This window comes from Polaribacter batillariae (assembly GCF_017498485.1).
GTDB classification, from domain to species: domain Bacteria; phylum Bacteroidota; class Bacteroidia; order Flavobacteriales; family Flavobacteriaceae; genus Polaribacter; species Polaribacter batillariae.
The window spans coordinates 3,082,501-3,107,434 of record NZ_CP071795.1 but is presented as its reverse complement, the minus strand read 5'-3'; the positions used below and the strand labels follow the sequence as shown (position 1 = coordinate 3,107,434).

Annotated in this window: 21 protein-coding genes and 2 rRNA genes (1 of these 23 cut by a window edge); 16 read left to right on the top strand and 7 right to left on the bottom strand. The window is 31.4% G+C overall.

Annotated elements, in window-relative coordinates; genetic code table 11:
- Positions 1–54: 54 nt before the first annotated feature.
- Positions 55–651, bottom strand: a complete 597-nt coding sequence (locus tag JL193_RS13760; protein ID WP_207971340.1) for an NUDIX hydrolase — start codon at positions 649–651, stop codon at positions 55–57.
- A gap of 7 nt (positions 652–658) precedes the next feature.
- Here JL193_RS13760 and pyrE point away from each other — a divergent pair, with 7 nt between their 5' ends.
- Together pyrE and JL193_RS13750 are read left to right on the top strand one after the other, a co-directional pair.
- The gene (pyrE, locus tag JL193_RS13755; RefSeq protein WP_207971339.1) at positions 659–1,306 is read left to right on the top strand and encodes an orotate phosphoribosyltransferase; all 648 of its coding nucleotides are present in this window, start codon (positions 659–661) and stop codon (positions 1,304–1,306) included.
- 13 nt (positions 1,307–1,319) lie between these two features.
- Positions 1,320–1,709, top strand: a complete 390-nt coding sequence (locus tag JL193_RS13750; protein WP_207971338.1) for an SRPBCC family protein — start codon at positions 1,320–1,322, stop codon at positions 1,707–1,709.
- Here the strand turns inward: JL193_RS13750 and JL193_RS13745 are convergent.
- Positions 1,706–2,437: a biotin--[acetyl-CoA-carboxylase] ligase gene (locus JL193_RS13745; protein ID WP_207971337.1), complete on the bottom strand. Its 732-nt coding sequence runs from the start codon at positions 2,435–2,437 to the stop codon at positions 1,706–1,708. The two genes, JL193_RS13750 and JL193_RS13745, sit on opposite strands and share 4 nt — an antisense overlap.
- An 87-nt stretch (positions 2,438–2,524) precedes the next feature.
- Here JL193_RS13745 and rsfS point away from each other — a divergent pair, with 87 nt between their 5' ends.
- The 9 genes from rsfS to JL193_RS13700 all read left to right on the top strand — a co-directional run bounded on the left by rsfS (position 2,525) and on the right by JL193_RS13700 (position 11,898).
- Positions 2,525–2,893 carry a ribosome silencing factor gene (gene rsfS / locus JL193_RS13740; protein WP_207971336.1) on the top strand — a complete coding sequence of 123 codons (369 nt, stop codon included), beginning with the start codon at positions 2,525–2,527 and terminating at the stop codon, positions 2,891–2,893.
- Between the two features lie 32 nt (positions 2,894–2,925).
- The gene (gene ftsH / locus JL193_RS13735) at positions 2,926–4,866 is read left to right on the top strand and encodes an ATP-dependent zinc metalloprotease FtsH (RefSeq protein ID WP_207971335.1); all 1,941 of its coding nucleotides are present in this window, start codon (positions 2,926–2,928) and stop codon (positions 4,864–4,866) included.
- Positions 4,867–4,930: 64 nt separating this feature from the next.
- Entirely contained in the window at positions 4,931–5,515 is a 585-nt protein-coding gene (locus JL193_RS13730) for an LUD domain-containing protein (RefSeq protein ID WP_207971334.1), read from the top strand.
- Between the two features lies 1 nt (position 5,516).
- Complete coding sequence (locus JL193_RS13725) at positions 5,517–6,311, top strand: phosphatidate cytidylyltransferase (RefSeq protein ID WP_207971333.1); 795 nt, start codon at positions 5,517–5,519, stop codon at positions 6,309–6,311.
- 3 nt (positions 6,312–6,314) lie between these two features.
- Positions 6,315–6,971, top strand: coding sequence for a phosphatidylserine decarboxylase family protein (locus JL193_RS13720; protein ID WP_207971332.1), 657 nt, complete (start codon positions 6,315–6,317; stop codon positions 6,969–6,971).
- Positions 6,972–7,238 carry an acyl-CoA-binding protein gene (locus tag JL193_RS13715; protein ID WP_207971331.1) on the top strand — a complete coding sequence of 89 codons (267 nt, stop codon included), beginning with the start codon at positions 6,972–6,974 and terminating at the stop codon, positions 7,236–7,238.
- Positions 7,239–7,243: 5 nt separating this feature from the next.
- Complete coding sequence (locus JL193_RS13710; protein WP_207971330.1) at positions 7,244–7,867, top strand: YceI family protein; 624 nt, start codon at positions 7,244–7,246, stop codon at positions 7,865–7,867.
- Between the two features lie 247 nt (positions 7,868–8,114).
- Complete coding sequence (locus JL193_RS13705) at positions 8,115–11,717, top strand: DUF8693 domain-containing protein (protein WP_207971329.1); 3,603 nt, start codon at positions 8,115–8,117, stop codon at positions 11,715–11,717.
- Positions 11,718–11,733: 16 nt separating this feature from the next.
- On the top strand, positions 11,734–11,898 hold the full coding sequence (locus JL193_RS13700; RefSeq protein ID WP_207971328.1) for a hypothetical protein: 165 nt from the start codon (positions 11,734–11,736) through the stop codon (positions 11,896–11,898).
- Positions 11,899–12,174: 276 nt separating this feature from the next.
- Here the strand turns inward: JL193_RS13700 and JL193_RS13695 are convergent, their stop codons facing one another.
- Positions 12,175–13,050: a TIGR01777 family oxidoreductase gene (locus tag JL193_RS13695; protein ID WP_207971327.1), complete on the bottom strand. Its 876-nt coding sequence runs from the start codon at positions 13,048–13,050 to the stop codon at positions 12,175–12,177.
- Between the two features lie 63 nt (positions 13,051–13,113).
- On the bottom strand, positions 13,114–15,741 hold the full coding sequence (locus tag JL193_RS13690) for a zinc-dependent metalloprotease (RefSeq protein ID WP_207971326.1): 2,628 nt from the start codon (positions 15,739–15,741) through the stop codon (positions 13,114–13,116).
- Between the two features lie 222 nt (positions 15,742–15,963).
- Between JL193_RS13690 and JL193_RS13685 the strand changes: the two genes are divergently transcribed.
- On the top strand, positions 15,964–17,064 hold the full coding sequence (locus JL193_RS13685; RefSeq protein ID WP_207971325.1) for a vWA domain-containing protein: 1,101 nt from the start codon (positions 15,964–15,966) through the stop codon (positions 17,062–17,064).
- Here JL193_RS13685 and JL193_RS13680 read toward each other — a convergent pair.
- Positions 17,038–18,336 carry an IS1380 family transposase gene (locus JL193_RS13680; RefSeq protein ID WP_207971324.1) on the bottom strand — a complete coding sequence of 433 codons (1,299 nt, stop codon included), beginning with the start codon at positions 18,334–18,336 and terminating at the stop codon, positions 17,038–17,040. The genes JL193_RS13685 and JL193_RS13680 overlap by 27 nt on opposite strands.
- 226 nt (positions 18,337–18,562) lie before the next feature.
- Between JL193_RS13680 and JL193_RS13675 the strand changes: the two genes are divergently transcribed.
- The 4 genes from JL193_RS13675 to JL193_RS13660 all read left to right on the top strand — a co-directional run bounded on the left by JL193_RS13675 (position 18,563) and on the right by JL193_RS13660 (position 23,441).
- Positions 18,563–20,029 (top strand): MoxR family ATPase, encoded by a 1,467-nt coding sequence (locus JL193_RS13675; RefSeq protein ID WP_207971323.1) that lies wholly within the window; start codon positions 18,563–18,565, stop codon positions 20,027–20,029.
- Positions 20,030–20,256: 227 nt separating this feature from the next.
- Entirely contained in the window at positions 20,257–21,453 is a 1,197-nt protein-coding gene (locus JL193_RS13670) for an IS256 family transposase (protein ID WP_207970621.1), read from the top strand.
- 94 nt (positions 21,454–21,547) lie between these two features.
- Complete coding sequence (locus tag JL193_RS13665; protein ID WP_207971322.1) at positions 21,548–22,660, top strand: helix-turn-helix domain-containing protein; 1,113 nt, start codon at positions 21,548–21,550, stop codon at positions 22,658–22,660.
- Between the two features lie 103 nt (positions 22,661–22,763).
- Positions 22,764–23,441 carry a CPBP family intramembrane glutamic endopeptidase gene (locus tag JL193_RS13660; protein ID WP_207971321.1) on the top strand — a complete coding sequence of 226 codons (678 nt, stop codon included), beginning with the start codon at positions 22,764–22,766 and terminating at the stop codon, positions 23,439–23,441.
- 709 nt (positions 23,442–24,150) lie between these two features.
- On the opposite strand, the gene rrf is transcribed toward JL193_RS13660, so the two are convergent.
- Together rrf and JL193_RS13650 are read right to left on the bottom strand one after the other, a co-directional pair.
- Positions 24,151–24,260 (bottom strand): 5S ribosomal RNA (rrf, locus tag JL193_RS13655).
- Between the two features lie 108 nt (positions 24,261–24,368).
- Positions 24,369–24,934, bottom strand: a 23S ribosomal RNA gene (locus JL193_RS13650) (it continues 2,303 nt past the right edge of the window).

Genomic DNA, 24,934 nt, shown 5'->3' with positions numbered 1-24,934 from the left:
ATATTTTGGCGCCTATTTTTGAAGTCGGCAAAGATAGTAGGTTTTTTTAGAAAACTATCTTTCTTTATAAGTATCGTACACCAAAATTATATTTTTGTAGGTGTTTTTAAAGGCTTTACGAATTTCTTCTTCATTTTTAAAGACAACTTTGGTAATGCCTTCCTCTAATTGCGGAACCAATTCTTTACGATAATTAGAAGTCATTAAAAACCAAAAAGTTTCTTTTAATTTTATTCCTTCTTGAAAATAAACATGGTAAGTTGTTAATAAAGGTTTTACAATTTTTAAACCGAAAATACCACACTCTTCCTCTACTTCTCTAATAGCAGCTTCTTTAATTTGTTCGCCTTTTTCGATTCTACCTTTTGGTAGGTCCCAAATACCATTTCTAAAGATAAATAGTACTTCTTTTTTATCATTCAAAACCAAACCACCTGCAGCAGAAACAATGGTAAAGCTATTTAAAAATTCTTGCCAGCCTTTTTCTACATCTGGCGTATATAAATTTATCCCTTTTGTTGTTCCATTTATTAGTTTATGAACAATCTCTTCAGAAACGGTATTCTTAAGAATATGAACCGGAAAATTATTTTCTTTTTTTTGAGAAGATGTAATAATTATTGGTTTATCATTTACAAAAACTTTATACATTTGCGCTATGATTTTAAACAAAGATACAGCAAAAAAAACAGCCGAACTTTTATTGCAAGTAAAAGCAATAAAATTGAGCCCAAAAACGCCATTTCATTGGGCATCTGGGTGGAAATCGCCAATTTATTGCGACAATAGAGTAACACTTTCTTACCCTCCAGTTCGTATTTTCTTAAAAGAAGAAATTGCTAAGATTGTAGAGCAAGACTATGGTAAACCAGATGTTATTGCAGGTGTTGCTACAGGCGCAATTGCCATTGGAATATTGGTGGCACAAGAATTGGGTGTACCGTTTATTTATGTGAGACCAGAGCCTAAAAAACACGGTCGTAAAAACCAAATTGAAGGGCATTTAGAAAGCGGACAAAACGTAGTTGTTATCGAAGATTTAATTAGCACCGGAAACAGTAGTTTAAATGCAGTTGCGGCTTTAAAACAAGCAGGTGCAGTGGTAAAAGGAATGGTTGCTATTTTTTCTTACGGTTTTGAAATTGCCGATAAAAATTTTAAAGAGAAAAACGTGCGTTTATCTACTTTAAGCAATTACGAAAATTTATTAGAACAAGCACTAGATAGTAATTATATTTCTGATAAAGAACTAATTACACTACACGAATGGAGAAAGAACCCAAGCGAATGGAATCCGCAAAATTAAAATTAAGAGCAAGATGAAAATAGATGGAAATACAGTAATTGTAGAAAAATCGGCAGAAGAAGTTTTTACTTTTTTTAGTAAATTAGAAAACTTTAAAGAAATTATGCCCGAAAACATTAATAAATTTGAAGTCGATGGTCAATCTTTTATTTTTGGATTGCCAGGAATGCCAGAGATTCGATTGGTTTTAAAAGAAAAAACTCCGTATTCTAATATTACTTTAGGCGCTGCAAGTAGTAAATTGCCTTTTACTTTATCTGCAGATATAAAAGAAATTACTAAAAACAAAACCGAAGTAAAGCTTACATTTGAAGGAGATTTTAATCCAATGATGGCTATGATGATTAAAAAACCATTAACAAAGTTTGTAGATACTTTATCAGAAAACATCGAAAAACTTTAAACGAAAGACACTTCTTTAATTCCGAATTCTTTAATGGTTTCGTCTTCCAGTTCAATTTGAAGCAAACCTTCCTTAGAAATTCCAGAAATTAACCCCATAAATAAAACACCTTTACGATCTTTAAACATTGTTGGGGTGTTTTTTTTATATAGCACTTTTAAATAATCTTCTTCGAGTTTTTCGAACTCTTTGCACGCTAATTGGTCGATTCTTATTTTTAATTTAGAAACAATCGTTTTTAATAAAACATCTAAATCGTAATTTTGTCGAGTTAATAACTTTAAAGAACTTACGTTACTGGTTATTTTAGAAAATTCTGTTTGATTTACATTCAAACCAATTCCAACTACAGCATGTTTAATTTTATCTTTTTGAATGCTATTTTCGATTAAAATTCCGCATATTTTTTTGTTTCCTGACAGAATGTCGTTAGGCCATTTTATAGAAATACTTAATTCTGTTTCTTCTTTTATAGCTTCATAAACAGCTAAAGAAACCGCAAAAAGCAAGTTTTTTTTATGTTTAATTTGAAACTTTCTAAAAGAAAGATAAACGCTAAAAGTTAGGTTTTTAAAGGGTTCAGACAACCAAACACAATCTTGTTGCCCTCTACCATTAGTTTGGCTTTCTGCAACAACTATTGTAAAATTTTCGGCGCTGGTGTTGGTTGCCATTTCCTTTAAAAAAGAATTGGTAGAATCAATGGCATTAAGTTTGATTATTTTCAAGTGTTAAATAATGTGTAAACTAGTTCAATATTACACAAAATACTCGCAAAAAAATAATAACTTTGCGATAAATTTAGAAAAAAATTAATGACAAAAAAAAATGTAAGCACAGACGATTTAATCGCTGTAATTATTCAAGGAATTGAAGACGTTAAAGGAGAAAATATTCAATTACTAGACTTACGAGAAATAGAAAATACTGTTTGCGATTATTTTATAATCTGCTCAGGAAATTCTAACACACAAGTAAATGCAATTTCTGGTTCCGTACAAAAAGTAGTTAGCAAACAACTTAAAGACAAACCTTGGCATATAGAAGGTCAAGGAAACTCTGAATGGATTTTAATGGATTATGTAAATATTGTTGTGCACGTTTTTCAAAAACATGTACGAGAATTTTACGACATAGAAAGTCTTTGGGGTGATGCTAAAATTACCGAAATTAAACCAGCCTAAACAATATTCAAAAAAAATATTATTGATTAAAAATGAACGATTCTAATAAAAATAACAATACTAACAATACGCCTAAATTTAAATTTAACATGTATTGGATTTACGGCGGAATATTTTTGCTTTTAATTGGTTTTCAGTTTTTTAGCAGTGGAGATTTAGCCACTAAAAACATTTCTAAAAACGAATTTAACGAAATTTTAAAAGACAACGACATCTCTAAAATTCTTATTGTAAATAAAAACATAGCCCATATTTTCATTAAAGAAGAAGCGTTAAAAAAACAGAAATATCAAAAACTGGTAAATTCTGCTTTTTATAGAGATGGAGCTTCTTTATACGAGTACAATTTTGGTGATTTACAAAACTTCGAAAATCATTTAGAAGAAATAAAAAAAGAAAAAGATTTAGACTACGATTTAAAAAACGAGAGTAGAACCAGTATGTTCGACACTCTTATTGGCTTTTTACCATTTATTATTCTTATTGCTATTTGGTTATTTTTTATGAGAAGAATGTCTGGTGGAGCAGCAGGTTCTGGTGGTGGGCAAATTTTTAACATCGGAAAATCGAAAGCAAAACTATTTGATAAAGACACCAAAGTTAAAACAACGTTCGAAAATGTTGCTGGTTTAGAAGGCGCTAAAGAAGAAGTGCAAGAAATCGTAGATTTTTTAAAAAACCCAGAAAAATATACTTCTTTAGGAGGTAAAATTCCAAAAGGAGCTTTGTTAGTAGGCCCTCCTGGAACAGGAAAAACATTATTAGCAAAAGCAGTTGCAGGCGAAGCTGGTGTTCCGTTTTTCTCTTTATCTGGATCCGATTTTGTAGAAATGTTTGTAGGTGTAGGAGCTTCTAGAGTAAGAGATTTATTTAAACAAGCAGCTCAAAAATCACCTTCCATTATTTTTATTGATGAAATTGATGCCATTGGACGTGCTCGTGGAAAAAATAGTATGACTGGGGGTAATGACGAACGTGAAAACACATTAAACCAATTACTAACAGAAATGGATGGTTTTGGAACCGATACCAATGTAATTGTAATTGCAGCTACCAACAGAGCAGATGTTTTAGACAGTGCCTTAATGCGTGCAGGACGTTTTGATAGACAAATTTATGTAGATCTTCCAAACATAAACGAACGTAAAGAAATTTTTGAAGTACATATTAAGCCATTAAAATTGGCAGACGATGTAAATGTAGAATTTTTAGCACAGCAAACTCCAGGTTTTTCTGGTGCAGATATCGCAAACATGTGTAACGAATCGGCTTTAATTGCAGCAAGACAAGGAAAAAAAGCAATTCATCATCAAGATTTTTTAGATGCTGTAGATAGAATTGTAGGTGGTTTAGAAAAGAAAAATAAAGTAATTACACCCAAAGAGAAAAAAGTAATTGCATATCACGAAGCGGGTCATGCAACCGTTAGTTGGATGTTAGAACACGCAGCACCATTGGTAAAAGTTACCATTGTACCAAGAGGGCAATCTTTAGGCGCTGCATGGTATTTACCTGCAGAAAGAATGATTGTTCAAACAGAACAAATGTTAGACGAAATGTGTGCCACTTTAGGAGGTAGAGCTGCCGAAAAAATTATTTTTAATAAAATTTCTACAGGCGCTTTAAGTGATTTAGAAAAAGTAACCAAACAAGCAAGAGCAATGGTTACTGTATATGGTTTAAATGACGAAGTTGGTAACATTACTTATTACGATTCTTCTGGAAACGATGCTTTTGTAAAACCTTATAGCGACGATACTGCAAAGAAAATTGATGCAGAAATATCTAAAATGATTGAGGCTCAATATGTAAGAGCCATCGAATTATTAACAGAAAACAAAGAAAAATTAACCACATTAGCAGAACTACTTTTAGAAAAAGAAGTAATTTTTAAAGACGATTTATTAAAAATCTTCGGAAAAAGACCTTTTGAAACACTAGATGTAGAAGAAAAAGCTGAAGAAAAAGTGTAGAGAAGAAACAACTATTGCTTCAGTAAAAAAACGGAAGAATAATTAAAAACTCTTTAATTGAAGAATGAATTTTTTAAAGAAACTATTAAACATTCCCATAAAAGAGGATAAAGAGATTCAAAAACAAGAGGTCGATTTATCTATAGACGATTTTTTTGTGCATAATTTTATAGAAAAAGGCGGTAAATTTCTTTACTGCCTAAAAGAAGAAGAAATTTCTGAAAGCTTAGATAAAATCTTAACAGAAAATAATTGGAATGAATTATTACTTTTAGACAGCAGTATTGGTTCTCTTATTAAAAATAAAAGCATAAAAACAACCTCTAAATTCGATAATAATACACCCGTTTTTACAACTTGCGAGCATTTAATTGCAGATCATGGAGATATTCTTTTTTCTTCCAATCAATTAAAAAGTACAAAGCTATCTGAACTATCAGAAAACTTTATTGTGTATGCAAAAACCAGTCAGCTTGTTAAAAATACCGGCCAAGGATTAACAGGAATAAAAACAAACAGTAAAAAATCATTACCAACCAACATATCTTCTATAAAGAATTATAATATCAATAATAATGATGATAATTTTTTAAACTATGGTAACAGTAACTCAAAAAACTTATATTTGCTCCTATTAGAAGATTTATAATATGCGCAACCTTTTAAGAAGGAGTTTTTCTGGAATTATTTACGTTTTAATATTTGTAGTTGCAATTCTTTTTTCAAAGGAATCTTACATTACACTTATCTCTATATTTGGTGTTTTGTGCATTTGGGAATTTTCTAAAATGATTCAAAATAAAAATATAGTTCCCTATCTTTTTTTTGGGCTTACCCTTTTTTTAATGCTTAAAAGACCCTTTAGTTATGCTATTAATATTATTTTAATCATCACTATTTTATCTTCTGTATATTTAATATATCAACTATTTGCAAAAAAAGAAATTGCGTTTACCAACGAAAGAGCTAAATTAGGTTTTACAATTAGATACCCTATTTTCTCTATCTGTTTTTTGGTTTTACTTCCATTTTATAACCAAAGTTACTCTCCTTATTTAATGATTTCTATACTTGTGCTTATCTGGGTAAATGATAGTTTTGCTTTTTTAGTAGGAAAAAACTTAGGGCGTAGAAAACTTTTTGTATCGGTTTCACCAAAAAAAACACAGGAAGGTTTTATAGGAGGACTTGTATTTTCTATGATTACAGCCTACGTTATTAGCCGAATAAATACCGAATTTAGTTTTTTAAATTGGCTAATAATAGCAGTAATTGTATCTGTTATTGGTACAATTGGCGATTTGGTAGAGTCGAAATTAAAAAGACAAGCCAATATAAAAGACAGTGGAAACATTATGCCTGGCCATGGAGGTATTTTAGACAGGCTAGATAGTTTGCTGTTTGCTGCTCCGTTTGTATATTTGTACATTAATTATATAATTTAACTTATGATTCGTTTCCATAAAGAGGGATACAAAATAATTGTTATTGCTTTCATTTTAGCCATTGCCGGTATTTTAATGGCAGAAAAATTATTAGAAACCAATTGGATTATAAAATCTATTCAAGTTTTTATCGTTTTCTTTTTAGTCGTAATACTTCAATTTTTTAGAAACCCGAAAAGACTTACAAATTTAGATGAAACCACTATTGTAGCTCCAGTAGATGGTAAAGTTGTGGTTATTGAAGAAGTAGAAGAACCAGAATATTTTAAAGATAAAAGATTGCAAGTCTCTATTTTTATGTCTCCTATTAATGTACATGTTACAAGATATGCCATGAGCGGAATTGTAAAATACAGTAAATATCATCCAGGTAAATATTTGGTGGCTTGGCATCCAAAAGCATCTACAGAAAACGAAAGAACTACAATTGTATTAGAAAACGCTACTTTTGGAGAGGTTTTATACAGGCAAATTGCTGGTGCATTGGCTAAAAGAATTGTAAATTATGCCAAAGAAGGCGAAGAAATTGTACAGGGTACAGACGCTGGTTTTATAAAATTTGGTTCTAGAGTCGATTTGTTTTTGCCATTAGGCACCCAACTAAATGTAAAACTTGGCGATAAAGTAAAAGGAGGAACACAAGTGATTGCACAAAAATAAATGAACACCAATTTAGACATAGAATTTTCTGAAGCATTTGAAAAAATGTCTCAATTGAAAGAAACACTTGCACCAGACATTATGTTAAAATTTTATGCTTATTACAAACAAGCAAATTACGGAAGTACTTTTACTTTTAATAACGAACTTGATGTTAGAAATGCCTTTAAAGCAAATGCTTGGATGCAATTAAAAGGCATGTCTCCAAACGAAGCAAAACAAGAATATATAAATTTAGCAAACTTAATACTTAACAGAAAAAAATAACTCTTATGAAAAATGTAACTTATATTATTTTAACACTTGTACTTTCTTTAAATTTTACAGCCTGTAAATCAGAAAAGAAAAATAATACAGAAAACACCTCAACAGTTAAAAAAAGCACTGCTGCTTACTCTTTAAAAGAAGCAACAAACAAAATTAATTTTACAGCTTATAAAACGACAGAAAAAGTACCAGTTGGTGGGCAATTTAAAACTGTAAATATTACTTCTGGAGGCGAAGGAAACACGATAAAAGAAGCGATAAATAATACAGAATTCTCAATTCCTGTTAGCAGTATTTTTACCAAAGATTCTAGTAGAGATTTTAAGATTAAAAAGTTCTTTTTTGGTGTAATGGAACAAACAAAACTATTGTCTGGTAAATTAATCATAGAAAATGATTCTATTGGATATGCAAACATAAAAATGAACGGAGTTACAGAAAAAGTGCCTTTTACATATACAATTACCAACAAAACTTTCGCAATGAAAGCGAGTATGGATGTTACAAATTGGAATGCTACAAAAGCACTAGCTTCTTTAAATAAAGTTTGCGAAGCTTTGCATACTGGTGCAGATGGAGTTTCTAAAACTTGGAGCGATGTTGCTTTAAACATTACATCAGAATTTTAAACTTTTTATTTTTTTATTAAAAAAAAAACCTATATTTGGCTATTGACAATTTTGTTTATAGCCTTTTTTTGGCTTCAATAATTTGTTAACTAAACTTATTAACCCCTAACAAATGACTAAAAAAATTACCCCTAATTTTTTAAGACATGCCTTTGTCTTAATATTTTTTTTAAAATCGTTCCTTTTCTTTTCGCAAAACAATGTTTATCTTAATGTAAACTGGCCAAACTATTCTGGTGAAAATAAGATGGAAATACTAAACTCGGCAAATACAGTTGTTCTATCTATAGACCACAATTACGGAAATGGCTCGAACACCTCTTTCTTAAACCAAAACTCTGCTACAGTAAGTCTTCCTAAAGGTACATATAAAGTTAAAGTTTACGATACTTATGGAGATGGCTGGAATGGAACTGGTGCTTACGGCAAAGTATTTGCCAATGGAACAGAAATATTCAACTTTAATGGTGTATTTCCGAATGTTACAAATCCAAGAACTACTAATTTAGAACTAGAATTTTCGATATCAATTGGTTTAGATGATGCCTCTTTTAATTATTCCAAAAACAGTTATTGTAGTGCCGATTCAAACCCAACACCCACCATTACTGGAGAAACAGGTGGTACATTTTCTTCTACATCTGGTTTAAGCATAAATAGTACCACAGGACAAATAAACATTGCTGCATCTACAGTTGGTAATTATGTAGTTACTTACACAACTACAAATCCAGACCAAAACAGTTCTACTCAAAACATAGTAATTACAAATTCAGACGTTGCTACATTCTCTTACCCAACTTCTAGAGTAAATAAAAACGATGTAGATTTATTACCAGCCATAACTGGGCAAAATGGATCTTTTAGCTCGACATCTGGTTTAGATTTAAATACTTCTACAGGAGTTATAGACGTTTCTAATTCAACTGTAGGAATTTATACAGTAACATACACTACAAATGGAAGTTGCCCTATTGCAATTACAGATACAGTAACCATTATTAACGATACTTTTCCTGGAGTTTCTCAATATTACAATAACAGTAAAAAATACATAGAGTATATTCCTGGTACAATGCCAGTAATTATTTCTGCACCTCATGGAGGAAGATTAGAGCCAGGTGAAATAAGCACTAGAAGCTGTGGAACCAATGAAATGGACGATAATACAGACGTGTTAATAAAAGAAATTCAGAAAAAATGTTTCGATCAGTTTGGTACATATCCTTATATAATTATAAATAATTTACATCGTAAAAAATTAGACCCCAACAGAAATAAAAGTGTGGCCACTTGTAATAACGCTACTGCAGGTATTTATTTTGATGCGTTTCATAGTTTTATAGACCAAGCAAGTGCAGATATTAATGCCAAATTCGGCAAAGGTTTATACATCGATTTACATGGGCAAAGTCATTCTATTCCAAGAATTGAAGCAGGTTACAATTTACCTAGTAATTCTTTTGATGAAGACTTAAACAATACTGCTACAAATGCTACAGAATTGGCAAGAGTAACCATAAAAAACCTAATCGAAAATAATATTAGCAACTCGACTTTCGAAGATTTAATTAGAGGAGCAAATAGTTTTGGAGGAATTATGCAAGTTACTGGAGGCCAAAGATATGCAGAGTTAAATTATGCAGGTTGTTCTAGAACACAAGGCTATAGAATTGTACCAAGTAATGTTGGTGATGGTAGCCAAGGTTCTTGCGACGATACCAATCCAGGTACCAACTCTTATTTTGCAGGAGATTTTTACAACAATATTAGGCATGGTTCTGGAGACCCTTCTACAGACAATACTGTAGTGCAAGGTGGTGGAACTGTAAAAGGTGGTGGCGGAACTATCGATGGAATTATGACAGAGGTAAACAGAAGAGTTCGAGATTTAGGAACTGTTTACACTTCAACCTATGGCGTTTCTGATAGCAGAAGTCCAACAATACCTTATTTTTCTAGAGATTACGCAAAAGTAATTGAGAAATTTATAGACATCCATTACAACGATTTTTCTAAATTTACTTTTACAGAAAATTCTTATTCTATATATGGTTTAGATCCTACTCCAACAATAAATGGAATTTCTGGAGGAAACTTTTCAAGCACTGCTGGTTTGGTTATAGATAGTTCTACTGGAAAAATAGATGTTTCTGCATCTTCACAAGGAACATATGTAGTAACTTATCAAGCCCCAAATGTGGGTAACCACTATAAAAAAGAAGTTTCTATTACCATAAATAACGTTGCAGTTACAAACGAATTTATTGCAACCTCTGGCAATTGGTCTGTTGATACCAATTGGAGTTTAAATAGAGTACCTATTGCAGTAGATAATGTACTAATTCCAACAGGAAAAACGGCTTTTTTAAATATAAACGAAATCACAATTAATAATTTTACTGTAGAAGGAACTTTTACAATTAATACAAATCAATCTCTAACTGTTAATGGTAATATTAGCAATACTGGAACATTTACTATAAATTCTGGTGGTACTATTATTGCCAATGGAACATCTACAGGAAACTTAACTTACAAAAGAAGTTTAGACGCTAACAAATGGTATTTAATTGGAGCTCCTTTATCGGGGCAATCTGTTGTAAATTTCGCCAATTTACATTCCAACATCACTAGAGGCTCTGGCTCTGGAAATGACCAAAATATTGCATTGGCTACTTACGACAATACAAAAACCTCTAATAGATGGAATTATTATAAAGTTGGGGCTATAAATGGCCTTGATGGAGATGACACTACAGACATGATGTCTTCTGGAAAAGGATTTACAACTCGTCTTACAGCTGCCGGTGATATTTCTTTTACAGGAACATTAAATACAGGAAACGTAAACAAATCGGTTGTGCATACCTCTTCTAATTCGTTTAATTTAATTTCAAATCCGTATGCGTCTTATGTAAATATCGGAAATTTACTACCCAATAACATTGGTGTTGGAAAACCTTTAAAAACACAAACTATTTGGATTTGGGATCAAACCGAAAACGCTGGTAATGGAGACTACATTCCAAAAGTAACTGTACAAAGTTTTAAAATTGCACCAGGACAAGGTTTTTTTATTGAAGTTGAAAATGAAAATGAGGTTGTTTTTACAACTTCGATGTTAAGTCATCAAAATACAGATACCTTTTCTAAATCTAGCAGACCAGAAATAAAATTATCCGTTACAGATGGAAAAAGCGAAAAATATACCGAAATCTATTATATAAAAGGAACCACCACTGGTTTCGATGATGGTTATGATGGAGAAGTTTTTAGCGGAATTGCAAACAACTTTCAAATTTATTCGCATTTGGTAACTAATGATGTAGGACAAAAATTAGGCATACAATCTCTGCCAAATAGTAATTACGAAAGTATGGTTATTCCTATTGGATTAAAAGCTGCTATTGGCGATAAAGTTACATTTACTCCAGAAAGTAGCAATATGCCACAAGACCTATACATCTTCTTAGAAGACAAAGAAAACAACACTTTTACAAAATTCGATTCTTCTACCACTTCATATACAACAACATTAACTGAAAAATCTGTAGGTATTGGAAATTTCTATCTGCATACAAAATCCAAAGTACTATCTACAAAACCCACTGTTTTAGATGAAGTAAATATTTTTAAGAAAAACAATCGTACAATATCTATAAACGGTTTGGTAGATTCTAAAATCTTGTTTTTGTTATATTCAATAGATGGTAAAAAAATAACCTCTAAAATATTTTCTTCAAACGGAAAATCAGAAATAACAATTCCTAAGTTGTCTTCTGGAGTGTATTTATTAAAAGTAAAAAGTGCTTCCAAAGAAATTTTTCAAAAAATTATTTTAGAATAACCCCTAATTACAACACATGAAACCCAAAAGCAAAACTAACAATATCAACAGAAAAGAAGCGCTTAAAAAAATTGGAAATTATGGTAAGTATGCTGCATTAACAGCTATAGGTACTTATTTCATTTTAACCCCTCAACAAGCTCAAGCATCTTCTCCAGAACCACCTGGGGCCGATTTTTAAGTATTTTTTTGAATGTAAGCTCTCAAGTATTTTTTACGACTAAATTTACATTCAAAAAACAAATTACAAATGCATGATGCATTAAAAGGTACTTTTTTCTATACATCTACTTTAGGAAGAAGAACTTTTGGCAAAAAAAATAAAAGAAGTTGAAACAATAGAAAAAGTTATTTCGCTTCAAATTAATTTCTTACAATTTTAAAGTTAAAAAAAATCCCCAGATGCTTTAAAATAAGAGAAATAAGAAAGACGAACGGTTTGTTCGTCTTTCTTACTTTATAAGTTTTCTAAAGCTTTTTCAAGTGAATCGTAGGTAAAGGTAAAACCCTCTTCTTTTATCTTTTTAGAAGACAATCTACTACCCTCTAAAAGAATTACAGCCAATTCTCCAAAAAATAATTTTAATAAAAAACTAGGAACTGAAATTGGCAAGTAAGGTCTTTTAATAACTTTTGCCAAGGTTTTAGAAAATGTTTTGCTTGTGTGAAATTCTGGTGCAACTACGTTAAAAACTCCTACAAAATCTTCTTCAATTGCCTTTATATATAAATTGCACAAATCTTTTACATGAATCCAAGACATGTATTGGTTTCCAGAACCTAATGGAGAAATAATTGGGGTTTTCATTCTTTCTAATGCTCCCCCCTTTTTAGAAAGTACAACTCCTGTTCTAAGAATTGTTACAGGAATGTTTAATTTTTTAAATTGATGAGCTGCATTTTCCCACTTCTTACACACTTCTCCTAAAAAATCGTCTCCAACACTGTCTGTTTCTTTAAAAATTTTATCGGTAGTTTTGGCTCCATAATAATTGCTTCCAGAAGCAGAAATAAAACCTTTTAAAGGAATCTTTAATTCTTTTACTTTATTAAAAAGTAAGTTTGCAGTATCTACTCTGCTACTAATAATTATTTTTTTTCTTTCGTCTGTCCAACGTTTATCTGCAATTCCTGCACCAGCCAAGTGTATTATATAATCGATGTTTTCTAGAGCTTTTTCATCAATATAACTACTAGAAACATTCCATTTAAACTCGTTTTTGTTTTCTGGACTTCTACTTAAAATTCGAACTGTATGTTTTTTTGCGATTAGTAATTCTGTGAGTTTAGAACCCACCAAACCTGTACCTCCTGTAATTAAAATTTTTGCCATATGTAAAGATAAAAAAACCGCAATCGAAAAGATTGCGGTTTCTAATAAAAAATACTTATAAAGTTATTTTATTTCTTTAAGTGCATTTGTAATTAACGTTTTTAAATGTGCTTTGTGTGCTTTGGTAGCTGTATCTCCTTTATTGCTGCTAACCCAAGATTTAATTGTATTTAAATTGTAAATAGCCATAGATTTGGCTGCTACAGTATATCTACTACTGGTTTTTCCAGAAATCATACTAATTAAACCTTTAGTGTAAGCTGCTTGTAAATTTTGGCGAAAAGAATTAACACTTCCATAAATATCTGGTTTAAACATTGTATTGTTTAAGTCTGTCATAAAAGTTGACAGTTTATATTTATTTCCATACAATTCTGAATTTGAGATTCTTTGCAATGTGTTTGGATGCATAATATGTGATAGAACGCTTGTTTGATAGCTTAATATTTGCTCATGAATTTTAGGGTCTTCTGGTCCACTAAAGAAATTATACCCCCTTCTTTGGCTTGCCAAATAATTATATAAATCTTTAGGAGCTGTAAATGCATCTGGTGCAAAAACATATTTTTTTAAAGCATCCATTGCTCTTTTTTGGTCTTCTAAGCTTACAGGTGTGTAAGGTTGCGTACCACCAGCTTGACCAGGAGCGGCTCTATCTACATAAACACCACCAATGTATCTTGAAATGACTCCTGCTGCCATTGCAGATTGTGTACTTAAAATATAATATGCTTGTCTTAATTGCATGTAAGATTTGCCTTCATTTCCAAAACGAGTTTTAACATCTTTCATCATTTTGTTTACCAATTTTATTCTATCTATAGAATATCTTATTGGGTCGTTTGATAAATCTCCAATCATTACCCTTGGGTCGATTGCTTTTCCTGGAGCACGCATGTCATCTGCATCGTTTCCAAAAATTAATTCTGGTTTTGTAGATGTTTCTAATAATTTATTTCTTTCTTCTTCTGTTTTAAAAGGTGTATAACCAAATTGAATTGCCCAAATATCGTAAGGACCAACAGCCATATCGTAATATTGCCCTTGTTTAGACCTATCTATGGTTAGATTAATACCCGCGTAATCCATTACAGAACCTGTTAAAGCTTTTCCTTTTATAAAATTTGCATCTGCTAATTCTTCTGGCGAGAATAAATGACTCGCTTTCATATTGTGGTTCAATCCTAAAGTATGCCCAATTTCGTGCATAATTAAAGATTTCATTCCTTCTTTTTTCATCCCTTCCATTTCTAACTCAGAAGCGCCAGCTGCAGAAAGTACAGTTTGCCCAAACAAGGTATTTTCGTGCATTAAATGCCCCATAGAACAGTAAAGACGATTTTCTTTATTTTGAAAAAATTTTGCTTTTTCTTCTTCCTCTGTTAAAATACCTAAACTTAACGCAGTTGCATTATTAAAAATTCTATCGTAATAAACTCTATTTGTAAAATGTACAAACTCTAACATAATGTCTGCCCCTAAAATTTCTCCAGTTCTTGGGTTTACAAAACTTGGTCCATAACCACCAAAAGGAGGAATTGGAGAAGAGGTCCAACGTAAAACATTGTATCTTACATCTCCTGCGTCCCATTTTGCATCATCTGGTTGCACTTTTACAACCATTGCATTTATAAAACCAGCTTTTTCAAATGCTTTATTCCATGCCAAAACTCCCTCTTTAATGGTTTCTCTAAATTCTAATGGAGTTGTATTTTCTATCCACCAAGTAATTGGAGTTACTGGTTCAGATAAAGCCGCATTCGGATTTTTCTTTACCAATCTCCATCTGTGAATAAAATCTCTATAATTTACAACATCTGTAGATGTCATATCGTTTGTCTGCGTTAAGAAATAGCCAACTCTAGGATCGTCTAACCTTGTTTCGTAATCATCTTTTGGCATATTCATAAACGTATGAAAAACCTTTATAGAAACATTTCTACCATCTGTAACTGCAGCTCCTCCTCCATTTATAGCAGTAGGATTGCTGTAAACATACTCTGTTTTAATATTTGTATTTTCTGGATAATTTTTAATTTCTTCAATTTTAGATTTTGATTTATCAAACCTACCCAAACTAAAAGAAAAAGGAGATTGACCAGGTCTTGGGTTTTTAATTCTTGTAAAGGTTTCCGATAAAAATAACCCATCTGCTTCTATTAAATACTCGCCCGTTTTTTCATCTTCTGCAAGAATTTTACCTGAAGCAACAACTGCATCACTAATATTTGCTTTAGAAGACTTAGATATTGCATTCTTCTTATCAAAATAAAAAGCAGTATTCGGCACTACAAACTCTAAACGATTAAAGTATTTTTTTAAATTAAATACGTTTGAAGCTTGGTATGCCCCTCGAAACTGACCAGCTTCTATAACACCGTCTGCTATTTGAGAAAAGTAAATAAAGTCTTTATCTAATTGGTCTTTTTTAACTAATAATTTGGTAGCACCAGTAATTGTATCCTGGAAAATGGTAAATAAACCTTCTATTTTTTTACTACTCTTAGTAAGGTCTTTAATTGTTTTTCCTTTCTTTTTTGCTGTTTTCTTCTTAGCAGTCATTTCTGCTTTTGTAGGCTCTTTTTTCTTCTTTTTCCAAAACTGGGCATTTGTATCTTGTACACCTGCAACAGCTAGAGTTAAAAACAAAGAAAAAATAATTTTAAATGATTTTAATTTGGTTGTTTTCATATGATTATTACATTAATTAAAAAAGCGTTAAATTAAATTTATTATAATAATTGAATGTTAATTTTATGATAAAATGAATTTCACAATTAAAAAAACGATATATTTTAAATGAATTACATTTTATTTCAATTTTTATTAGTCATAAAAGAATTCGATAATAAGATATGCTAAACAAATAATAATTTGCATAAATAACTAATAGAAAATCGTATTTTTATAGTAATGAAAAATAGAAAAAACAGAAAAGGATTTATCTTTAAAACTTATGAAGCCGAGAATCAATCTCCATTTGAAATGCTTTTTGAAATTTTTAAAGAATTAATAACTCATACCTCTGGCGATTTCGATGAAGCCATAGATTGGTTGCGCTCTTTAGATAAAGAATACAAACTAACAGACGAAAACTACACCATTGACGATTTTATTGAAGATTTAAAAAAGAAAGGCTATATAAAAGAAGAAATAAAAAACGATGGAACTAGAGGTACAAAAATTACACCAAAAACAGAACGTGCCATTAGACAACAAGCGTTAAACCATATCTTCGGAAAGATAAAAAGAAGTGGCGCAGGAAACCATAAAAGCAAATCTCCAGGAATTGGAGACGAACATACTGGTGATTTTAGAGCCTACCAATTTGGTGATGCTTTAGACAAAGTTTCTATCACAGAAAGTATTAAGAATGCTCAGATTAATAACGGAATTAGCAATTTCAATTTAACAGAAAACGATTTGGTCGTCGAAGAAACACTTCACAAAAGCCAAATGAGTACTGTTTTAATGATAGACATTAGCCATTCTATGATTTTATATGGTGAAGATAGAATTACACCAGCCAAAAAAGTGGCGATGGCTTTGGCCGAATTAATTACAACGCGTTACCCAAAAGACACCTTAGATATTATTGTTTTTGGAAACGATGCTTGGTCTATTAAAATTAAAGATTTACCGTATTTACAAGTTGGTCCATATCATACAAATACAGTCGCCGGTTTAAATTTAGCAATGGATTTATTGCGCAGAAAACGAAATACCAACAAACAAATTTTTATGATTACAGACGGAAAACCTAGTTGTTTGCGTTTGCCAGATGGACAATATTATAAAAACAGTAATGGTTTAGATATGTACATTGTAAATAAATGTTATGCAATGGCGCAACAAGCTAGAAAACTACACATACCCATAACCACTTTTATGATTGCAAAAGACCCATATTTAATGCAATTTGTAAGAGCTTTTACACAAGCAAATCAAGGAAAAGCATTTTATACTGGATTAAACCCGCATTATGCATTAGGAATACACAAAAGGAGGACTTAAATCATTAATTTGGGAGAATAAGCCATCCATCCAAGGTCTTTTTTTAGTGTTTAAAGCAATCTTTAAGACCTTTCTGTTAGCATGATTTACTGTCCAAGCTCCTAATGCAAAGCAATAGACTTTTAGGGTTTTTAAAGTTGCTCGATTATGATGATTTAAGGCAAAATGTCTAAACAAACTCATTAGGTTATAAGCCACCATAATGAATCTAAAGGAAGCCTCAGTTGCCCAAAAATCCTTTAAACAAAAGTTATCTAATCCAAAGTCTTCTTTGAGTTCTTTGATTCTGTTTTCACAATCAGCTCTGGTGTTGTAGATATTCCAAACTTGGTCTAGCGGTAAATCTAGATTGGTTACATAGCAACTAAAACGATAACCAGGCAGATCATCAAAAAGTAATTTTCCAGCTGCTTTTGGACGATCTTCTACTTTCTTTTTTATGACAATATAGCGCCTTGACTTACCATCTGTATGGTTAAAAATCATCTCATTAAGCTCAATTCCTTTTGTGAGTTCTATCCAATTATCCAAACCCCAAACTGCATTTTTTATATTTGGGTACATACGTGCTGCCATAATGTAATTGAGTTGTTTGCCTTCTAGATAATCTAATAAATCTTGTGTGTAAAAACCACTATCTGCACGAACTAAACCAACTCTTTTGTCCTTTAAAGCTTCATTGAAGGTTTCTTCCATAAACTCTTTACAGCTACTACTATCTGCTGTATTGCCTGGTCTTAACCAAGCATTGGCAACCATTCTGGTTTGGCTTACAAAGGCCATTAATGGGTGATGTGAGTTCCTGCCTTTTTTATTGGGATTATAACCTTTTGCGCTACCTTGTTGCTCTCCATATCTTGTAATAACTGTGCTATCAAAATCTATAGTTAAGTTGTCAACATCTAATTGCTTGAAAAACCAATGTTGCAACTTTGGAAATACTTCTGTATTGCGCTTTTGAGAAAACTTGCCAAAAAAACGACTATAGGTACTTTGTGATGGCATACGATTCCATCCAAAAATATCTTGCAATGTGCTATCATAACGTAACCAATCACAATGGATATAACGAGAAGCTCCTGTCCAAATACTCAACCAAAAAGCTTCAGTTATATGTGCAGGATTATAACCTGCATTAGAGCTTGGTTGAGGTAAATCTAATTGTGCTAGTTGTTCTCTAATTTCTGTTTGATCAATAAAACGCTTCATTAAGCTCATCCCTCCAAAAGGGGTGACTTTCTTACTTGAATACTCAATAGGGAGATTAACCATTTGGGTTATGTGTTAAATTCGCTATAAAGCTAATAATCATAAGCGTTTATACAAAATTTTAAATCATCTATTGCATAATTCAGGTTAAAAGGTTTGGGAGAAATGATTTTTGAAGATTATGAAACGAATAGAAAAAAGAGAATTAAAGGATAAATAAGAAAAAAGAAATTAGAATAAAGATAAAAGAATGTGAATAAATCTCTTTTCTTACGTCTAAAACAAAAAAATGAATTTAAAAAACATAAAAACATTAGGGGAATTAAAGAAATCTGGATACAAATCGAAATCTATTAAAGACGAATTACGAGAAAATCTCATTAGTAAAATAATGAATAAAGAAACCGTTTTTAAAGGTGTTCATGGTTATGAAAATACGGTAATTCCAGAATTAGAACGTGCTATTTTAAGCAAGCACAACATTAATTTATTGGGTTTAAGAGGTCAAGCAAAAACACGTTTGGCGAGATTAATGGTCGATTTATTAGATGAATATATTCCAGTGCTAGAAGGTTCGGAAATTAATGACGATCCATTAAAACCAATTTCGAGATTTGCCATAGAAACCATCAAAGAAAAAAGAGATGAAACACCTATTTTTTGGTTGCACAGAAACGAACGTTTTGCAGAAAAATTAGCAACACCAGATGTTACTGTAGCAGACATTATTGGCGATGTAGATCCTATAAAAGCTGCAAATTTAAAATTAAGTTATGCAGACGATAGAGTGATACATTATGGAATGATTCCTCGTGCAAACAGATGTATTTTTGTAATTAACGAATTGCCAGATTTACAAGCCAGAATTCAGGTTGCACTCTTTAATATTTTACAGGAAGGTGATATTCAAATTCGTGGTTTTAAACTGCGTTTGCCTTTAGATATGCAGTTTGTATTTACGGCAAACCCAGAAGATTATACCAACAGAGGAAGCATTGTAACACCTTTAAAAGACAGAATTGGTTCACAAATTTTAACACATTATCCAAAAAATATTAAAATTGCCAAAATAATTACGCAGCAAGAATCTAATAAAGCAAGTGCTCAAAAAAAATCTATAAAAGTGCCTGAATTGGCAAAAGAGCTGTTAGAGCAAATTGCTTTTGAAGCTAGAGAAAGCGAATATATAGATGCCAAAAGTGGTGTAAGTGCACGATTAAGCATTTCTGCTTTCGAAAATTTATTAAGTACAGCAGAAAGACGTGCATTAATATCTGGTAATGAGCAAACTATAATTCGTTTGAGTGACTTCGATGGAATTATTCCTGCAATTACTGGAAAAGTAGAATTGGTGTATGAAGGTGAACAAGAAGGTGCACATATTGTTGCAGAAAATTTAATTAAAAACGCCATAAAAACCTTGTTCCCATCTTATTTTCCTGAAATTAAAAAGTTAGAAAAGCAAGGTACAGAAACACCTTACGACAACATTATATCTTGGTTTTTTAATGCTGAAGAAGATTTCGAACTGTTAGATGAATACACAGAACAACAATACAAAATTGAGTTAGATAAAATAAAACCTTTAGACGATTTTATCAAAGAACAGCACCCCACCCTAAATGAAGCAGACATCTATTTTATGAAAGAATTTGTACTTTGGGCTTTGGTTGAGTTTAAGAAATTAAGTAAACACAGGTTTACAGAAGGCACACAGTTTAAAGACCCTTATGGAAGTTTTATTAGTGGGTTATAATCAATCATTGATGTGAAAAAAAAATATTTAATTATTTAATCAGTCAACTGGGTTATTTAGAAAATTTACTTATTATTATTAATCGTAAAAGGTACTAAACCAAAAAGTGTGTAAGTAAAGTTATTCTGAAATTTTTCTAGAGCAATATTTAAATTGCTCCATGAGGAAAAATTTCGGAAATAACTTTACGATTAAATAATCACTAAATTTATAAACACACTTTTATTATGAAACCAGAAGATTTATTAAACGAAGAATTTTTAAAACAATTTAAAACAGGTTCAGAACTAACCAGTTTTATAGAACAACTGCACAAACGTGGTGTAGAAAAGATTTTAGAAGGCGAATTAGATGCACATTTAGATTACGATAAGCATCAAAAAAGCAACAATCCTAATTCACGAAATGGCTATGGCACCAAGACCATAAAGACGCATTTAGGAGAAACTAAAATAAAAGTTCCAAGAGATCGCGATGCTACTTTCAATCCAATGCTTATTAAAAAGCGAGAAAGTACTGCAGATGGAGTTGAAAACCTGATTATTTCTTTGTATGCCAAAGGAATGAGTACTACAGATATCGAAGAACAAATACGAGAATTGTATGATTATAACATCTCTAGTTCAGCCATTTCTAGAATCACAGATAAAATTACAGCTGACATTATTGCTTGGAAAAATAGACCTTTAGAAGCTACTTATCTGATTGTATGGATGGATGGCATCGTTTTTAAGGTTCGTGAAAACTCCAAAGTCATCAATAAAACAATTTACATTGCTGTTGGTCTTAGAGTAGATGGTAAAAAAGAAGTTTTAGGACTTTGGTTAGGAAAAAACGAATCTTCCTCTTTTTGGATGAGCGTTTTAACCGACATAAAAGCCAGAGGAACACAAGACATTTTAATTACAGCAACTGATAATTTAAACGGATTTACAGACACCATTAAAACTATTTTTCCCAATTCAGTAACACAAATATGTGTGGTTCATCAAATCAGAAACTCTTGTAAATATGTAGTCTGGAAAGATAAAAAAGCCTTTACAAGAGATATGAAGCAAATCTATACAGCTCCTACAAAAGAAGCAGCAAAAGCAGCCTTAGAAGACTTTAAAAATAAATGGAACTCTAAATATTCTTATGCCATTAAATCATGGGAAAACAATTGGGATGAACTCACTGTTTTCTTCGATTTCCCATTAGAAATCAGAACCATTATTTATACCACAAATTTAATTGAAAACTTAAATGGGAAAATTAGAAAATACACTAAAAACAAACTCTCATATCCAACAGATGATGCTGTAATTAAATCCGTATTTTTAGCTTTGAGAGAATCAACAAAAAAATGGACATTGCCTATTAGAAATTGGGGTATCATTCTTAACCAATTTTTGGCTATATTTGAAAACAGGATTAAACTATGAAAAATTTAATCCTGTAATTTTTAACTTACACACTTTGTGGGAAAGTGTCTATTTATAATAAAAGAAACCTAGTATGTTTTTATGCTAATTTTGTATGGAAATCTTTTTTTTTATTGGCATCATTATTTGTTCGTTTTTAGCTTCACTTATTTTTACCAAAAACAAGAACAATAAAAGCGATATTGTATTTGGTATATGGCAGATCGTATTAGTGGTTCATTTTTCATTACTATATATTAGGCATTCTGGATTAATTGAAGATTTCCCTCATTTTTTAGGGCTAGATACACCTTTTGTTCTTATCCATATGCCTTTCATTTATTTTTATACAGAATGTATTGTTTATGAAAAGATTAGAAAAAAATATTTGACTTTAAGCCTTTTGCCATTTATAGGAATGATTTTTATTCTTTCCCTTAAGTTTTTTATACTATCAGGTAATGAAAAACTAATGATCTATAAATCTCAATTAAGTGGAGAGAAGCTATATTCAATTACTGATATAATTTTGTTCATTCAATGCTTTCTCTATTTGCCTATATGTTATAAGTTAGTAAAAATTCATTCTAATAACATAGAATCAAAATTTTCAAATATTGATAGGATAAGTCTGAAATGGTTAGAAACTATAATACTAGGCGCAACAATAGTGTTTGGGTTAATTTTTTTATTTTACCTTTTTTATTTCTTCTCAAAAGATTTAAATTATGAAACCATAGGTAAGATAAGTGTTGTAGGTATTTGTGTGTTTCAGGCTGTATTAGGGTACTATGGGATAAGACGTACATCATTGTTTCATAACTCTAATGATTTTGTTTTAGATGTTAAAACCAAATATAAAAAAACTGGCTTATCCAAATCAATGGCAGAAAAGTATTATAATGATTTATGCATCTATATGGAAAAAGAGAAGCCTTTTTTAGATTCTGAATTAACATTAACAGATCTTTCAAAGCAGATTGATGTCAAGCCTAATCAACTGTCTCAGGTTATAAATCAATTTTCAGATAAAAACTTCTATTCGTATGTTAATGGCTATAGGATTAATACAGTAGCTAAAATGTTAAAAGATAAATCTAAAGATCATATTAGTATATTAGGATTAGCTTACGACGCTGGGTTTAAATCAAAATCTGTATTTAACTCTCTTTTTAAAAGTATATATGGAATCACACCCTCTCAATATAAAAAAAGAATTAATAATTAAAAAGTGTATTGCCATCCGCGCTAGTACTTTAATTATGTCCTTTCCAATCCGCTCGGACGATTTACATATTACTCATGTTTATTTTTGCTAAAAAATATATCACATGAGTACACAAAAATCTACTAAGGAAAAAATTAAATTTCTTCTAAGAACTAACAAGTTTCTAATAGTTTTAATTATAACTGTATTAATCGGATTAGGTATAATTGGCCAGCTTGGTTTTTTTATTGCCATTGCATTAATGCTAACAGTACACTTACTGAGGAAGACTAATTTATCAGAATTAGGGTTATGCAAACCAAAATCATGGACTAAGATACTTTTTTTAAGTCTTACGTTGACTATAATTATTTTAGGAATTTTCAATTATTTACTTAATCCTTTGCTGTTTGAATTATTTCCTCCGGAAAGCAAAGATTTAAGTAGGTATGATGCATTAAGAGGAAACATACCTATGCTTTTAATTGCTTTAATGATCTCTTGGATTACAGCAGCATTTGCAGAAGAAATAATTTGGCGTGGCTACATCTTAAAAAATATTGCAAAGCTATTGGGAGATAAAAATTACTCTTGGATAATTAGCCTTATAATTACTTCTTCATTATTTGGTCTTTTACATTTTGTACAAGGCCCAATAGGTATTATTCAAACGGGAATAGTCGGATTGATTTTTGGATTAATCTTTATAGTCAATGGAAAGAATAATTTATGGATGAATATATTAATACACGGTATAATAGACACTATTAGTATGATTGCTATTTATTTTGGGATGGTATAATTAAACTTATATAAAAAAATAAGTCAGCAATATTTGCTAAATGTTATTTATAAATTTGTAATGAATAAGATTTAATCTAACAGACAATTTTTATTTACTGTCGTTAAAATTATGTTTAAAAGGATTAAAATTCTGAAATTCATCTACTAAAGTAGTCAAACCTAATCCTTTTTGTTTCTGTTTACTAAGTACCATTTTATAACATTCAAGATTTGAATTTACTGTAAAAGAAAATGATGATTTTTTCTTCATATTAGAAAAATAAATAATTCCTATTAATTTTTGATTCCTTAAGTTAGCTGAATAATTACACTATACCTGTAATTAATATATTTCGAATATTCATTTTATTTTAAATCGATCTCAAAAAAATTAATATATTTCGAATATTCATTTTATTTTAAATCGATCTCAAAAACATCTATTTTATGAAATAATTTGTGTTTTGGGCTTTGGTTGAGTTTAAGAAATTAAGTAAACACAGGTTTACAGAAGGCACACAGTTTAAAGACCCTTATGGAAGTTTTATTAGTGGGTTATAAATAAAGAATTTCTTAAGATCAACTATCCTCGGGGCAAAGTCTTGAGGAATTTTTTTCCATTAAAAAAAATAGGGTATCAAATTACTTTAGGCTAATGTATTTCATAAAAAAAGCCTCACATCTTATGATATGAGGCTTATAAATACTGAATTTAGTTCAGTATTAAAGAAAGGCAGCGACCTACTCTCCCACATAAATGCAGTACCATCGGCGCTATTAGGCTTAACTTCTCTGTTCGGTATGGGAAGAGGTGAGCCCTAATGCTATAACCACCCTAAATTCTTCAGATGAATTAAATTCAACTGTATAAAATTAACATATGGTAAAATAATATTGTAAGTTTCAAAATAAAAAAAGAGTTGTCTCCCGCCTTTCGGCGGGAAGCGTACATAAGTCTATGGGTTATTAGTACTACTCGGCTATGACATTACTGCCTTTACACCTATAGCCTATCAACGTGGTCATCTCCCACGACCCTTTAAAGAAATCTCATCTTGTGGTGGGTTTCGCGCTTATATGCTTTCAGCGCTTATCCCTTCCCGACGTAGCTACTCTGCCATGCCACTGGCGTGACAACAGATACACTAGAGGTCAGTCCAACTCGGTCCTCTCGTACTAGAGTCAGATCCACGCAAATTTCTAACGCCCACAGCAGATAGAGACCGAACTGTCTCACGACGTTCTGAACCCAGCTCGCGTGCCACTTTAATGGGCGAACAGCCCAACCCTTGGGACCTTCTCCAGCCCCAGGATGTGACGAGCCGACATCGAGGTGCCAAACCCCCCCGTCGATATGAGCTCTTGGGGGAGATCAGCCTGTTATCCCCGGAGTACCTTTTATCCTTTGAGCGATGGCCCTTCCATGCGGAACCACCGGATCACTATGCTCTTGTTTCCAACCTGATCGACCTGTATGTCTCTCAGTCAAGCACCCTTATGCCATTGCACTCT

Coding starts and splice junctions, on each gene's coding strand:
- JL193_RS13660 (WP_207971321.1), top strand. CDS start 22,764: ATGAGTACACAAAAATCTACTAAGGAAAAAATTAAATTTCTTCTAAGA.
- JL193_RS13665 (WP_207971322.1), top strand. CDS start 21,548: ATGGAAATCTTTTTTTTTATTGGCATCATTATTTGTTCGTTTTTAGCT.
- JL193_RS13675 (WP_207971323.1), top strand. CDS start 18,563: ATGAATTTAAAAAACATAAAAACATTAGGGGAATTAAAGAAATCTGGA.
- JL193_RS13760 (WP_207971340.1), bottom strand. CDS start 651: ATGTATAAAGTTTTTGTAAATGATAAACCAATAATTATTACATCTTCT.
- ftsH (WP_207971335.1), top strand. CDS start 2,926: ATGAACGATTCTAATAAAAATAACAATACTAACAATACGCCTAAATTT.
- JL193_RS13680 (WP_207971324.1), bottom strand. CDS start 18,336: ATGGTTAATCTCCCTATTGAGTATTCAAGTAAGAAAGTCACCCCTTTT.
- JL193_RS13750 (WP_207971338.1), top strand. CDS start 1,320: ATGAAAATAGATGGAAATACAGTAATTGTAGAAAAATCGGCAGAAGAA.
- pyrE (WP_207971339.1), top strand. CDS start 659: ATGATTTTAAACAAAGATACAGCAAAAAAAACAGCCGAACTTTTATTG.
- JL193_RS13715 (WP_207971331.1), top strand. CDS start 6,972: ATGAACACCAATTTAGACATAGAATTTTCTGAAGCATTTGAAAAAATG.
- JL193_RS13720 (WP_207971332.1), top strand. CDS start 6,315: ATGATTCGTTTCCATAAAGAGGGATACAAAATAATTGTTATTGCTTTC.
- rsfS (WP_207971336.1), top strand. CDS start 2,525: ATGACAAAAAAAAATGTAAGCACAGACGATTTAATCGCTGTAATTATT.
- JL193_RS13710 (WP_207971330.1), top strand. CDS start 7,244: ATGAAAAATGTAACTTATATTATTTTAACACTTGTACTTTCTTTAAAT.
- JL193_RS13700 (WP_207971328.1), top strand. CDS start 11,734: ATGAAACCCAAAAGCAAAACTAACAATATCAACAGAAAAGAAGCGCTT.
- JL193_RS13685 (WP_207971325.1), top strand. CDS start 15,964: ATGAAAAATAGAAAAAACAGAAAAGGATTTATCTTTAAAACTTATGAA.
- JL193_RS13690 (WP_207971326.1), bottom strand. CDS start 15,741: ATGAAAACAACCAAATTAAAATCATTTAAAATTATTTTTTCTTTGTTT.
- JL193_RS13730 (WP_207971334.1), top strand. CDS start 4,931: ATGAATTTTTTAAAGAAACTATTAAACATTCCCATAAAAGAGGATAAA.
- JL193_RS13725 (WP_207971333.1), top strand. CDS start 5,517: ATGCGCAACCTTTTAAGAAGGAGTTTTTCTGGAATTATTTACGTTTTA.
- JL193_RS13695 (WP_207971327.1), bottom strand. CDS start 13,050: ATGGCAAAAATTTTAATTACAGGAGGTACAGGTTTGGTGGGTTCTAAA.
- JL193_RS13705 (WP_207971329.1), top strand. CDS start 8,115: ATGGAAATACTAAACTCGGCAAATACAGTTGTTCTATCTATAGACCAC.
- JL193_RS13670 (WP_207970621.1), top strand. CDS start 20,257: ATGAAACCAGAAGATTTATTAAACGAAGAATTTTTAAAACAATTTAAA.